General features: G+C 60.5%; 12 protein-coding genes. 6 read left to right on the plus strand and 6 right to left on the minus strand.

The genetic code is table 11. The annotated features are described in order from the left end of the window. Positions 1-19 precede the first annotated feature (19 nt). Positions 20-883: an alpha/beta hydrolase gene (locus OHL20_RS08735; protein ID WP_263382808.1), complete on the plus strand. Its 864-nt coding sequence runs from the start codon at positions 20-22 to the stop codon at positions 881-883. Here the strand turns inward: OHL20_RS08735 and OHL20_RS08740 are convergent, their stop codons facing one another. Next, positions 884-1,858 carry an AraC family transcriptional regulator gene (locus OHL20_RS08740; RefSeq protein ID WP_263382809.1) on the minus strand — a complete coding sequence of 325 codons (975 nt, stop codon included), beginning with the start codon at positions 1,856-1,858 and terminating at the stop codon, positions 884-886. It abuts the gene before it with no gap. Between the two features lie 136 nt (positions 1,859-1,994). Here OHL20_RS08740 and OHL20_RS08745 point away from each other — a divergent pair, with 136 nt between their 5' ends. Continuing rightward, positions 1,995-2,879: an SDR family oxidoreductase gene (locus OHL20_RS08745; protein WP_263382810.1), complete on the plus strand. Its 885-nt coding sequence runs from the start codon at positions 1,995-1,997 to the stop codon at positions 2,877-2,879. A 56-nt stretch (positions 2,880-2,935) separates the two neighbouring features. Here the strand turns inward: OHL20_RS08745 and OHL20_RS08750 are convergent, their stop codons facing one another. Next, positions 2,936-3,889, minus strand: a complete 954-nt coding sequence (locus OHL20_RS08750; protein ID WP_263382811.1) for an oxidoreductase — start codon at positions 3,887-3,889, stop codon at positions 2,936-2,938. Positions 3,890-3,964: 75 nt separating this feature from the next. On the opposite strand from OHL20_RS08750, the gene OHL20_RS08755 reads away from it, so the two are divergent. Next, a complete protein-coding gene (locus OHL20_RS08755) occupies positions 3,965-4,381 on the plus strand; it encodes a winged helix-turn-helix transcriptional regulator (protein WP_263382812.1) in 417 nt (138 codons plus the stop codon). A gap of 6 nt (positions 4,382-4,387) precedes the next feature. Here the strand turns inward: OHL20_RS08755 and OHL20_RS08760 are convergent, their stop codons facing one another. Then, positions 4,388-6,292 carry an ArnT family glycosyltransferase gene (locus tag OHL20_RS08760; protein ID WP_263382813.1) on the minus strand — a complete coding sequence of 635 codons (1,905 nt, stop codon included), beginning with the start codon at positions 6,290-6,292 and terminating at the stop codon, positions 4,388-4,390. 66 nt (positions 6,293-6,358) lie between these two features. Here OHL20_RS08760 and OHL20_RS08765 point away from each other — a divergent pair, with 66 nt between their 5' ends. Continuing rightward, entirely contained in the window at positions 6,359-7,441 is a 1,083-nt protein-coding gene (locus OHL20_RS08765; protein WP_263382814.1) for a Rieske 2Fe-2S domain-containing protein, read from the plus strand. Here the strand turns inward: OHL20_RS08765 and OHL20_RS08770 are convergent. Together OHL20_RS08770 and OHL20_RS08775 are read right to left on the minus strand one after the other, a co-directional pair. Further along, positions 7,438-8,136: an MBL fold metallo-hydrolase gene (locus OHL20_RS08770; protein WP_263382815.1), complete on the minus strand. Its 699-nt coding sequence runs from the start codon at positions 8,134-8,136 to the stop codon at positions 7,438-7,440. The genes OHL20_RS08765 and OHL20_RS08770 overlap by 4 nt on opposite strands. A 69-nt stretch (positions 8,137-8,205) precedes the next feature. Then, entirely contained in the window at positions 8,206-10,812 is a 2,607-nt protein-coding gene (locus OHL20_RS08775; RefSeq protein WP_317890944.1) for a DUF3536 domain-containing protein, read from the minus strand. A gap of 65 nt (positions 10,813-10,877) precedes the next feature. Between OHL20_RS08775 and OHL20_RS08780 the strand changes: the two genes are divergently transcribed. Beyond that, a complete protein-coding gene (locus OHL20_RS08780) occupies positions 10,878-11,099 on the plus strand; it encodes an AbrB/MazE/SpoVT family DNA-binding domain-containing protein (RefSeq protein WP_263382816.1) in 222 nt (73 codons plus the stop codon). Positions 11,100-11,125: 26 nt separating this feature from the next. Continuing rightward, positions 11,126-11,482, plus strand: a complete 357-nt coding sequence (locus tag OHL20_RS08785) for a type II toxin-antitoxin system death-on-curing family toxin (protein WP_263382817.1) — start codon at positions 11,126-11,128, stop codon at positions 11,480-11,482. Positions 11,483-11,493: 11 nt separating this feature from the next. Here the strand turns inward: OHL20_RS08785 and OHL20_RS08790 are convergent, their stop codons facing one another. Then, a complete protein-coding gene (locus tag OHL20_RS08790; protein WP_263382818.1) occupies positions 11,494-12,213 on the minus strand; it encodes a DNA-3-methyladenine glycosylase family protein in 720 nt (239 codons plus the stop codon). Between the last annotated feature and the right edge of the window lie 339 nt (positions 12,214-12,552).

The following is a 12,552-nucleotide window of genomic DNA, read 5'->3' on the forward strand; positions in this document are numbered from 1 at the left end:
TGTCAACCAAGGAGAAGACATGCGCGCTCTCAACTTCCTCATCATCGCCGGGCTGTTTGCGACAGGCAGCGTGGCACCCTTGGCGCAACAGACGGTGGTGCCGCTCTACGCCGGAGTAGCGCCGGGTTCAGAGGGTAAGACCGCAGCCGAGGCAGTCAGGATCACGCCCCAAGGCGAGCATGTGTACTCCTCCGTGCATCACCCCTCGATCACAGTGTATCTACCGGCTCCGGGCACAGCGACGGGCGTTGGAGTGCTGGTGATTCCGGGTGGCGGGCACAGTGAGATCTGGGCGGACCATGAAGGGTTCAACGTAGCGGCGTGGCTCAGCCAGCACGGCATCGCGGCGTTCGTGGTCAAGTATCGGCTCGCTCGCGAGGCTGGCTCCACATACACCGTGGAGGGGACGGAGCTGGACGATGTGCAGCGAGCCATGCGCGTCATTCGCAGCCGTGCTGTGGAGTGGAGCGTCGATCCGGCGCGGCTGGGTGTGATGGGGTTCTCGGCGGGTGGAGAGCTGGCCGCACTGGTCAGCACGCGGTCCGATGCAGGTTCGCCATCCAGTCAGGATCTGGTGGCGCGGCAGAGCAGCAGACCGGCGTTTCAGGCGCTGATCTATCCCGCAATCCCGAAAAACATGGCGCTCTCAAAGGACACACCGTCCGCCTTTCTTGCCTGCGGTGCCAACGATGAGGCCCGCATCTCGGAGGCACTGCCGGAGCTTTACCTGAGCATGAAGCATGCCGGAGTTCCAGCGGAGCTACACGTCTTCGCAGGGATCGGCCATGGCTTCGGCGTTCGCAAGACGAACCCGAGCAACGTGATCGACTGGCCGGACCTCTTCTACCGCTGGCTCGGTAGCTCCGGCTTCCTCAGAAAGTAATCAAGTGGCGACAAGTTCGAGGTGATCGACCAGAGTCTCTTCGACATCGTTATGAGCAGGTGAAACCGGAGCGAGGCCGCGGCTGTATTGTCGAGGCGAACATCCCATGACTCGCTTAAATGCCGTGCTGAACGCGCTCTCGGACTCATAGCCAAGCGACAGGGCGATGGCGGAGATCGGGTCGCTTGAGTTCACCAGCTTGTCCCCGGCGAGCAGCATGCGCCAGCGCGTCAGGTACTCCATGGGCGACGATCCAACCGTCTGCTTGAACTTCAGCGCGAAGATCGATCGCGACATACCAGCTCGCTCGGCCAACTCCTGCAGGCTCCAGCGATGGGCTGGATTTTCGTGCATCGCGGTGATGGCCACGCTCATGTTTGGGTCGGCGAGGGCGAAGAGCCAACCGACACCGCCGCCAAGGCCTTCCGCCAGATGTAATCGCAGAGCCTGCACCAGCATCATGTACGCGAGCTGCTGGGCAACGAGAACGCCTCCCGGTTGGCGCTCCCGCAGCTCCAGCATCATCCGCTCGAGTGACCAGCGCATGGCCTCCTTATCCGACTCCTTGCGGATGTGCACGATGGGTGGGAGCATCGCCAGCAGGATATCGGCGTGTTTGCCGGTGAGGGCGAAGTGGCCACCGACACCGAAGCAATCACCGCCACCATTAAGCACGCGGATCGCCCCATTGAGCGGCAGCTTGAAGAGTTCGAAGACGTCCACGGGGAGAAGGGCCAGATTATTGGTGAGGCAGAATGGAAGTCCACGCGGCAACAGGAAGCAGTCCCCCGGTTCAAGTCGTACCGGGTCGGGAACGCCCTCAACCGTCAGCCAGCCTCGGCCTGAGACGAGGGAGTAGCACTTGATCCCGTCGTGCCGGGGAAACTGAATGGACCATTCCCCGCCCATATCGAAGCCGCCGGACATGTAGCTGCGCGGCTTCAGCAGCGACAACACATCAGAGAGTGGATCCATTGTAGATACCTTCTTTTCGGACGATCGCAAAGATAAAACGGACTTTCCAGCATAGATTGTATCGTTTCCAGGGCCTATCGTTCTCATAATGGATCGCAAAACGCTGGTCCTGAGTGACGTACAAGGAGAGGTTGCTATGCGTGTCTTTCTTACAGGTGCAACAGGATTCATCGGTACGGCTCTCGTGCCGGAGCTGATCAACGCGGGCCACCAGGTGCTTGGTCTTTCCCGCTCGGATGCGGGTGCCAGGGCTCTTCTCGCCGCCGGTGCCGAGGTGCATCGCGGCGATATCGAAGATCTCGAAAGTCTGCGTAGCGGAGCAGCCGAGGCAGATGGCGTCATCCACACTGCCTTCAATCACGACTTTTCGAAGTTCGTCGAGAACTGCGAGGCAGATAGGAAGGCGATCGAGGCGATGGGCGACGTGCTCGTTGGATCTGACCGTCCGCTGATCATCACCTCCGGCACCGGGATGGGGAACGCGGCACCCGGTCAGCCCGCGACCGAAGATCATTTCGATCCCAACAACCCAAATCCCCGCAGAGCTTCAGAGCTGGCAGGCGCTTCCGTGGCAGAGCGCGGAGTCAATCTATCCGTGGTGCGGCTTCCGCAGGTTCACGATCAGTTCAAGCAGGGGCTGATTACCTACCTGGTCGCCGTTGCGCGTGAGAAGGGTGTTTCGGCGTATGTCGGCGAGGGGCTCAATCGCTGGCCGGCGGTGCCCCTGCTCGATGCTGCCCGGCTCTACCGGCTGGCGCTCGAAAAGGCCTCTGCGGGTGCTCGCTATCACGCGGTCGCCGAAGAGGGCGTGACAGCGCGGGCGATGGCGGAATCGATCGGTCGAGGATTGAAGATCCCCGTGGTTTCAAAGAGCGCTGAGGAAGCCGGTGCGCACTTCGGCTGGCTTGGCATGTTCGTCGGGTACGACATGCCAGCCTCAAGCGCGCTCACACAGGAGCGGCTCGGATGGCACCCGACTGGCCCGGGGCTGATCTCCGATATGGACGCAATGCAGTATTGAAGCAAATGAAGTGCGTAGCTGCGGCCAATGGATGCCGCAGCTACGCAGGGCATCGATCAGAAGGTAAAGGTCGCCCCAGTCAGGCGTTCGGTCTCGGTCCACAGACGATTCGCCAGGTTCAGGTCTTTGGCCGCAGGAGCGATCTTTGCCGGGACCGGATGACCCTTCAGTTCCTGAAACCCACTTGGCCCGTAGTAGCCGCCGGAGGTTGCCGCGGAAGAGGTCGCGGCGAACAGCGTGGGCAGCGCCCCGTGATGGGCATCCTGCGAGGCGAGCGGCTTCAGGATCATCTCCATAATGCGAAAACTGAGTGGGCTGGCGCCGGCAGGGCCGCTGGTCTGGAGATTGGTGATCGCATAACCGGGATGGGCACCTGTGCTGAGGATCGGCGAACCTGCAGCGGTAAGGCGGCGCTGGAGCTCAAGCTGAAAGATAAGATCGGCGAGCTTGGACTGCGAGTACGCTCCGAACATGGGCTTGTAGACGCGCTCTGACTGCAGGTTGTCGAACTCGATCTTGCCTTGGTTGGAAACTCCGCTCGCCACCGTAACGATGCGCGTGCCGCGCTCCTGCTTCATCTGCGGATAGAGGAGCGAGGTCAGCAGGAAAGGCCCAAGATAGTTCGTGGCAAACTGGCGCTCGTAGCCATCGACGGTCAGTTCGCGTTGCGGGACGGACATTACGCCGGCATTGTTGATGAGCAGGTCAAGCGACCGGCCGGGCAATCTCTCAGCGATCGAAGCGGCGAAGGCGCGGACACTGGCGAGAGATGCCAGGTCGAGGATGCCGGGTGTGAGCGATGCGCTGGGAACCTCGCGGCGGATCCGCTTGATTGCTTCGTTAGCTTTGTCGAGCGAGCGGGCCGGGAGGATGATCTCCGCGCCACGGCGTGCCAGTTCGAGAGCCGTCTCGTAGCCGATGCCGGAGTTCGCGCCGGTGATGAGAACACGCCGGCCCTGCTGGGAGGGAATGTCGTTTGCGGTGAAAGGAGAGTTCGTTTTCGTTGCCATAGATGCAGTATGCTTCCATTAGTATCCGTTGGCAATAAGGCACCTTTGTAGCGCGTACTTACCTTGAGGTAACTAATGAACAAGCGAATCGATTGGGTAGAGGCCAATGCGGCCTGTGAAGCACTGGACGAAAACGAAGACTCCCTTACCCGCGATATCGTGACCCGGCTTGCCGAGAAGTGGACGCTCTGGACTTTGGCTGAACTGGCAGCAGAAGAGGCTCCGCTTCGTTTTTCGCGCCTGCTGGAGCGGGTGGAAGGTGTAAGTCAGAAGTCGCTGACCAAGGTGCTGCGACAGCTGGAGCGTGACGGACTTGTGACGCGCGTCGTGTTTGCGGAGGTTCCCCCAAGGGTGGAGTACGCGATTACTGAGATCGCGCTCGAGATGCTCGAACTTGTGCATCCACTCTGGAAGTGGGCGGCGACGAATGTTGGAAAATTCAAGGCGGCCCAGGCAGGCTATGACTCGCGACAGACGGCAAAGACCACTTAGGACTTACTACTTCGATCTTTGATTGCTCAGGATCTCTTTGCCGCCCGATCGAACGATGACGTAGGCCTCGCCGGGGAGCTTCGGCAAGGGGCCGGGATCGTTGTTCAGGTCCTGCCAGAGGAAGATGCGCTGCGGCCCGGACCAGCGTGCAGCAAGGCTTTGCGGCGTCTCGAAGATCTTTGGGGCATCGGGAAAGAAGCTGCCGTACCAGAGGTTGGAGCTGCGGCCTTCGAGAATGTGCAGATCGTTGCGTCGCAGGTAGAAGCCGAGCGTGCTTGCGGCTTCGTACTCACCGTGGATGACGATCAGATCCTGTGGCTTCAGTTGGGGCGCGATAACCGTGGCAAGCTGGCGCGAACTGAGGACGGGTGCGAAGGTCTGAAGTCCAAGGTGCGCGGCGAGCAGAAAGCCGAAGCTGCCTGCGGCCAGTGCGAGGTTCGCCGCGTGAGGCTGACCCTTTCGCCGGAGGAGCAGGTTGGCCAGCGTGCTTCCGAAGAGAGCGACCGCCGTAAGCAGCAGCGGAACGCGGAAGACGCCCATGGCCCGCTTGTTCAGGTCGAGAAAGTGGCCAAAGGAGAGGGCGTAGTCGCCGGGATTCTGCTGAAGCAGGCTGGCTAGATCAACATCACCCTGCGGCTTGGCACCGGCGAAGGCAAAGAAGAGTGCGGCTGCGGAGGCGATTGAGCCAAGGATCAGGAGGAAGACGGCGATCCGGTTGGCTGACTGTGATGCTCTCTCAACTGCTCCGTCGCTTCGATCTTTTGTCGAAGCAGCCAGCCAGACTGCGATGAGGATAGCGAGTGCCGGGATCGTGGGAAGGACGTAGTATTCCTGTCGAGTAGAGAGGCTGAAAAACAGCATCGGGATCGCAGCCCAGAGTAAAAGTAGCAGCAGAGTACGGTCGGCAGGGTCAGACGTTCTGCGGAGTAGCCTTCGCCAGGGAAGCTGCTTGAGGCTGCTGAAGAGGAAGGCGCTCCACGGCATTAACCAGACCAGTAATAATCCCCAGAACAACAGCAGGGGGACTGTGTCGTAGTCACGTGGAACTCTCAGGTTGAGGTAACGCAGCACCTGTTCGTTGACGAAGTAGAACCACGCCCAGCCGTGGACGTTGCCATCGGTCGGCAGCGGTACCGTCCAGTGGCCGTGTACAAACGCTAACTCGCCGGGGTGACCTTGCGTGGGATTCGCAAGCGCGATGAGGATATGCCACGGTGCCGCAATCGCAAGAAAGACGCAGAGACTGGACCAGGGATGGAGTTGACGAATACGCCGCAGCGTTCCACGTGGAACATCTCTGGTTAACAGCAGGTAGACGAGCACGATGCCGACGGGGAAGACGATACCGATCAATCCCTTGGTGAGGATGTTGATCGCGCAGCAGACGGCGAAACCATAGCAGGCGGCGCGGCCGGGTGTCTCCTGCTGCTCCGTGCGCCAGAAGTAGAAGATGGCGAGGGTCAGCCAGAGGCAGACATCCACATCGGGGATGAGGATGCGGGAGAAGATGAAGATGCCGAAGCTCGAGAGCAGGATGAGTCCGGCGTAGAGCCCGGCGCGAACGCTTCGGAAGGCCTCGCGCGCGAAGCCTTCTGCCACGATGACGAGGCCAAGGACGGTGAGCGCGAGGGGCAGGCGGGCGGCGGCGGTGGTGACGCCGAAGAGCTTGAAGCTGATCGCCATCGACCAGTAGAGGATCGGCGCTTTTTCAAGATAGCGGATGCCGTTCGCGTAGAGGGTGACCCAGTCGTGGCGGAGCAGCATCTCGCGGGCGACCTCGGCGTGGACCGAGTCGGCGTCATCGAGCAGGGCGGGGACGAAGAGGGTGAAGCTGCCGTAGAAGACGAACCAGAGGAGCAGCAGGAGGAGCCGATTGCGGGTGGCGCTCTGGCTGGATGGGGGCTGGGTCATGGCCGGTGTGCCCAGTCTACGCGACCAGCTTTGAAGGTCTTCTATGATGGCAGGGTGAGGTCTGGTTTGGACGATCGCAGCACAGGGATACTCGGCCCACCAACGGAGCTGCTCTTCGGCGATTGGTACCCTGCTGTCCGGGCGCAGACGCTGCGAGCGGGGAAGATGACGACGACGACCCTGCTCGGTATTCCGGTGCTGCTGGGACGGAAGTCGGACGGGCGAGTCTTCGCGATGCGCGACCTCTGTCCGCATCGGGGTATTCCGCTATCGGCTGGATGGTTCGATGGAGAGACAGTGCAGTGCAAGTACCATGGCTGGCGATTCGAGCCATGTGGCGGGCAGTGCGTTGAGATTCCGTCGCTGACGCAGATTCAAAATGAGTCGCTCGATGTGACGAAGATTTATGCGGCTGCGTTCCCTTGTGAGGAGCGCGATGGGTACGCCTGGGTGTACATTCCCCCGGTTGGTGCGGGCCGCATCATGAGCAATCTGCCGCCGGTGCCGGAGCTGCCGAAGTTCTCAGCGAAGTTTCGCGGTGCGCATCTTGTCGCTGATCTGCCGTGCAACGTGGATCACGGCATCATCGGGCTGATGGACCCGGCGCACGGACCGTTTGTGCACCAGGCGTGGTGGTGGCGGTCGAAGGCGAGCATCCACGAGAAAGAGAAGCATTTCGAGCCGATTCCTGAAGGTTTCAGGATGTCAGCGCATGCTCCTTCGGGCAACAGTGCGCCGTACAAGCTGCTTGGTGTCTACGGTGAGCCAATCACGACGACGATTGATTTTCTCCTGCCGAATCGACGGATTGAGACGATCCGTTGCGGCGAGAAATGGTTCTCCAGCCTGACGACGGTGACGCCGGTGACGGCTTCTACGTGTCGCATTGATGTCGTGGCAGCATGGAATGTTTTCTATGCTGTTCCATTTGTAACGTCCATCGCTACATTTTTTGGAGGGCGATTTGTCCGGCAGGATCAGGAGACGATGATCGAGCAGGCGCAGGGTCTGCGGTCGAACCCTTCGCTGATGTTGATCGACGATGCAGACAAGCCGGCGAAGTGGTATTTCGCGCTGAAGCAGGCGCGGCTTAAAGGCTCAGGGGAGCATCCGCTGAGTGGGCCAGTGGTGCTGCGCTGGCGAAGCTAGCGGGCGAGGCGAGCGGCGTGTCTTAGAGCGGTTTTGAGGGTATCGAGCCCGCCGTTGCGGACCTGGCCGTGGCCGCAGGCAAAGCGCTCGATGGGGAGTTCGGCGAGGCGTTTCGCACTAGCGTATGCGGTGGGTTTGTGCCATGTGGCAAGGTTCGGGAAGGGGAAGAACCACGGTGCGTCACCGGCGACACGAACTTCACTGATACTGGCGAGGGCGTCGCCAGTAATGAGGGAGCCGTCGCGTTCATCGAAGAAAGACATGTGCCCGGGCGTATGGCCGGGGGTCGCGATGACGCGGAGTGAGCCGTAGAGTTCGCCGTCTTCAACGAAGTGTGTCGGACGAGTCTTCGCGCCGGGAGTAGAGCCTCTGATCTTTGTCTTCGGTTCGCCGGGGTCAAGGGAGAGATCTTTGGCAAGGATGCGCGCATCGCGACGACTGATGACGACATCCACCTTCCCGAGCTTCATGGCGAGGTCGTCCAGTGAGCCAATGTGGTCGCCATGGGCGTGGGTGAGGAGGATGCGGTTGATTTCACCACCAAATTCGCGGGCACATGCGAGGATGTCGTCGCCCGATCCTGGGAGTCCTGTATCGATGAGGGTGAGGCCGTCGCTCTCTTTAACGCAATAGCAATTGACGAGGCCGAATCGGGTAAGTTGTACCAGATTTTCGGTAATTCGGGTCAGCTTCATTCGAAACGGGTCTCCGGTGTACGTGTGATGACAGACATAGCACGATGGATGCCAACCGGGATGACGTACTTAGAACGCGCTGACACCCTCTTCGATGACCAGGCGATCGACGGAGATATTCATGGCTTCGCCGAGCTTTTTGAAGCCTTCCTTCCACTCCGGCTCCCAGTAGTCGCTGTCGCTGCGGCGCAAGAGATCGTTCCAGATGTTCTGGGATTGCCAGAGGTTGACTTCGAGCGGCATGGTGCGGAGGGCGATGGCGATGGCAGTGGCGCTGTTGAGGGCGTTGGTCGCAGAGGATTCGCCCGCTGCCGCAGCTTCGAGGCGAACCATGGCACGCTTCATCCGCATGCCTGCCGCGAAGTTGAGCAGGTGCGTGTCGAGGGGGATCTGATCTGAGGCGGCGCGATGGAAGAGGTCTTCGATCTCGACCGCGTCAAACACCTCGGCCTCGATGGCGTGGCGAAGGCTGGCGTTGATGGCGAAGCCTGCTGCGAGCGCGAGGGCCGGTGGCGCGGCCATGCCGGACTCCGTGAGGTAGTGCAGGAGCGAGGCGTGGTCTTCGTAGATCTTGCGGAGCGAGTCTTCCATCTCGGAGACGGTGCGGTCGAGGATGGTGCGCAGGATGCGGTGCTGCTCGTCGGCGAAGAGCGAGGCGAGCGAGTAGGCGATGGGGGATTTTTCGGGGACATCTCCATGCTCGAAAAAGTGGTCGATGAGCCGGATGACCTCGGGCAGATTCGCGCGACTGATGGCGGCGCGGACTTCTGTGGAGAAGGTGGTGAACGGCTCTTCGTCGGCGGCGGCGGTATAGCGCTTGACGGCAGCGGAGAGGTTCTGGTCGCCGAGGTGCAGGACGGCAAAGCAGATCTCTTCGGTCTCCTCGGTGATGCGGGAGCGAATCTGCGCACGGCCGAGAGCGACCTTGCCGCGGCCTGAGGCGAAGACCTCGTAGGCGTCACGATGGAGGTCGAAGCAGAAGAGTTCGCCATCTTCGGGGTAGTTGCGAAAGATGGAGCTGATGGCGTAGTGGGCGCCGACCTGCTCCAACCCGATCTTCATGCCGGTGACGTAACGGCGATAGACCTCGGCACCGTCGCGCAGGTCGGGAACGTTGCTCTTCGCGGTGCTGAGGATGCGAAGGAACTCGGGTTCGAGGGCGGCTCCGGGAGCACCGAACAACTCGGATGCAAGCTGGAGGACGCGGCCGGCATAGGCGATAATCTGCACGGTTTCGATGCCGGAGATCTCATCGAAGAACCAGCCACAGGAGGTGTACATGAGCTGGGCGTGGCGCTCGAGTTCAAGGAGAGAGAGGACGGTGATGCGCTCTACCGGGTTGAGAACGCGCGTCTCATGTTCGATGAAAAAGCGATCGATGGTGCCACGGGAGCGGTCGAGGACGACCTCGATGTAGGCGTCGCGAGCGGCCCAGAGATCCTTGAGGAGATCGGTGGCGAGTGCTTCGGCGAGTGGAGCGGTAGCGTCGCGGAGATAGTCGAGAGCCTCGCGGAGTGGCTTGCGCCACTCCTGATTCCAGTCCTGCTTGCCGCCGTTGCAGCCACAGTTGGAGCGCCAGCGCTCGACACCGTGGACACAACTCCACGAGGTGTTCTCCTCGACCTCGGCCTCCCAGGTTGGCGGGAATTTGTCGAGAAATTCGCCATAGTTGGTGAGGGTGGCGGTGCTCTTCTCGTCGATCCAGTGCATGGCGTAGGAGAGAGCCATCTCGCCATGCTTATGGTGATGGCCGTAGCTTTCGCCGTCGGTCGCGACGTGGGAGAGCTGGGCGACAGCGGGGTCTGGAGAGTTCGGGTGGAGTCCGCCGAGGAGACGACGGCCAAACTCGTCTCCGCTATTGAGGAGGCCTTCGAAGGCGATGGCGCGTGAGCCGGGGCCGTCGTAGAAGAAGACGGCGATGGATCGGCCTTCGTCCAGCTTGACGAGGTAGGGGTGCGTTGGGTCGACGGTGGCGTCGGTTGTCGAGGTCCACGGCTCCGAGGCTGTCTCGGTTGGGGCGGAGGTCGCAGGAGGGAGCTTGCGGACGCGGGCGCACTGGTTGGGTGCGAGGATGGTGAACTTGATCCCCTCGCGAGCCATCAGGTCGAGGACGGCGCGATTGACGGCGGTCTCGGCGAGCCACATGCCCTCGGGCTTTCGATCAAAGCGATGAACGAAGTCGGCGATGCCCCAGCGGATCTGGGTGATGGCATCGCGCTCGCTGGCAAGCGGCATGATGATGTGGTTGTAGACCTGGGCGATGGCGGAGCCGTGTCCGCTATACCGGGCGGCGCTGAACTTATCGGCGTCGAGGATCATGCGATACGTGCGGGGCGCTTTGTCGTTGAGCCAGCTCAGAAGTGTCGGGCCGAAGTTGAAGCTCATACGGGCGTAGTTGTTGACGATCCGGACGATCTCATTCTGGGCATCGGTGATGCGAGATGCGCCATTGGGGGCGTAGCACTCGGCGGTGATGCGGTCGTTCCAGTCGTGGTAGGGGGCGGCGGAGTCCTGCACCTCTACGGTTTCGAGCCAGGGATTCTCTCGCGGCGGCTGATAAAAGTGGCCGTGGATACAAATGTAGCGAGGAGCCTGCTCGACCGCAGGTGGCGTCGTTGGAGCAGGCTGCGGCTGACGGCGGGCTGCTTTCTGCTTCAGTACGGTCTCAAGTGTCACCTACTCAGGATAACTGGTTCTCAGCGGAAACCTTAACCAGTTATAACTAGAGTTATAATAATTTTATGGAACTCAAGATTCGTAAGATTGGCAATGGGTATGGCGTTCTCTTCCCGAAGCAGTTGATGGAGGAGATGAAGGTGACTGAAAACTCCGTTGTACAGGTGGAGAAAGTCGGCGAGATACACCAAATGAAGCCACTGGATGAGCAATTCAGGCAGCAAGTCGAGTCCTTTTTGCGCACGGAACAGAAACATCGGAACACATATCGCGAGCTGGCTAAGTGACCTTTGAGTTTCCCCGACCAGATGTTGTGATCAATATCCAAAGTCGCTTGATCGAACGGTATGGGGGATTACCGGGTGTCCGGGACCTTGGTGCTTTCGAATCGGCCGTCGCTCGACCGGCGAACATGGTTGCCTATGGTGCGATTGATTCCATTGCTGAGCTTGCGGCAGCGCTCGCGTGGGCTCTGCTGCGGAATCATCCCTTCCTTGACGGAAATAAACGAGCAGCTTTTGCTGGGCTCAATTTGCTCCTCGATCTGAACGGATATGAGTTGACGTGCTCCGAGGTAGAGGAGACGGCGATGGTGCTGCGTGCAGCGGCGAGTGAGATCGATGATGCGGAGTGGACGGCGTGGGTGGTCCGGAGTATCGGCCCGCTCTAAGGGGTTATCGCTCAGTCGTCGCCGGGCCGTGGGATCTTTCCGGCCGCAAGATCGCAGGCGCGCCAGAGATACCAGCTTGCGACGGAGCGCCAGGGTTTCCAGCGTTCGGCGCGCTTGAGCATGACGTCGGCTTTGGGAAGGAGGTCCGGCGTGACCTTTTGGGTGGGTTTGAGGCCGAGAAAGGTGAGGGCGAAGCCTTTGCGGACGCCGTAGTCATCGACGGGCAGAATGTCGGGGCGGCCGAGACGAAACATCAGGAACATCTCGACAGTCCACTTGCCGATGCCTCGGACCTGGGTGAGGTGCTCAATGATGGCGTCGTCGGACATGCGTCGGATGCGTGCGAGGCTCGGGACGGTGCCGTCGATGGTTTTAGCCGCCAGATCGCGCAGTGCCAGGGATTTGTTGTGGGAGAGGCCTGCGGAGCGAAGTTGCTCATTTGGGCAGTCGAGAAGGTGTTCGGGATCAGGATGCCTGCCTAGCCCGCAAACCGGCGCAAAGCTTTCGATCAGGCGCAGGTGAATCGCTGCGGCGGCTTTGCCGTGGAGCTGCTGGTAGATGATGCTCTCCACGAGCGCCTGAAACGGCGATTGCGTGCTGGAGACGCGAAGCTTGTAGGGTCCGGCGAGAGCCATGAGTCGTTTTAGCTTCGGGTCGGCAAGGGCAAGCGCTTCGCAGGCGGACTCGGCATCATAGCGGGGAGGTCGGGGACTCTTCAGTGGCTTCGGCATGGGTTATAAAACTGCTTAACTATATATAGGACTAGTTTGGTGGGTATTCCTCTCGCGTCGAACTTGATTGGAAGCGCTATCCTGCTCACACGAATATCGCACAAAGCTGCTGACCTGCTTGGGGAGGATGAACCATTTCGAGCACAGCGCGTTAATCGCAGGGAATGTGATGAGGGTTCAGGAACACACGAGATGTTGTGCCTTGGTCCTGGAGCGATTTCGATAACCGACCTAGCGATGTGAAATCCCGGTAGGTCAATGGCCCGCAGGCTTGGAAAGTTTTACCGACTGCTATACTCTGAGTTTCTAAGAGCAAGACTTATGTAAGGCAGGTTTTCC

Origin of the sequence: Granulicella arctica, assembly GCF_025685605.1 — a bacterium.
GTDB classification, from domain to species: domain Bacteria; phylum Acidobacteriota; class Terriglobia; order Terriglobales; family Acidobacteriaceae; genus Edaphobacter; species Edaphobacter arcticus.

Coding starts and splice junctions, on each gene's coding strand:
- OHL20_RS08735 (WP_263382808.1), top strand. CDS start 20: ATGCGCGCTCTCAACTTCCTCATCATCGCCGGGCTGTTTGCGACAGGC.
- OHL20_RS08740 (WP_263382809.1), bottom strand. CDS start 1,858: ATGGATCCACTCTCTGATGTGTTGTCGCTGCTGAAGCCGCGCAGCTAC.
- OHL20_RS08745 (WP_263382810.1), top strand. CDS start 1,995: ATGCGTGTCTTTCTTACAGGTGCAACAGGATTCATCGGTACGGCTCTC.
- OHL20_RS08750 (WP_263382811.1), bottom strand. CDS start 3,889: ATGGCAACGAAAACGAACTCTCCTTTCACCGCAAACGACATTCCCTCC.
- OHL20_RS08755 (WP_263382812.1), top strand. CDS start 3,965: ATGAACAAGCGAATCGATTGGGTAGAGGCCAATGCGGCCTGTGAAGCA.
- OHL20_RS08760 (WP_263382813.1), bottom strand. CDS start 6,292: ATGACCCAGCCCCCATCCAGCCAGAGCGCCACCCGCAATCGGCTCCTC.
- OHL20_RS08770 (WP_263382815.1), bottom strand. CDS start 8,136: ATGAAGCTGACCCGAATTACCGAAAATCTGGTACAACTTACCCGATTC.
- OHL20_RS08780 (WP_263382816.1), top strand. CDS start 10,878: ATGGAACTCAAGATTCGTAAGATTGGCAATGGGTATGGCGTTCTCTTC.
- OHL20_RS08790 (WP_263382818.1), bottom strand. CDS start 12,213: ATGCCGAAGCCACTGAAGAGTCCCCGACCTCCCCGCTATGATGCCGAG.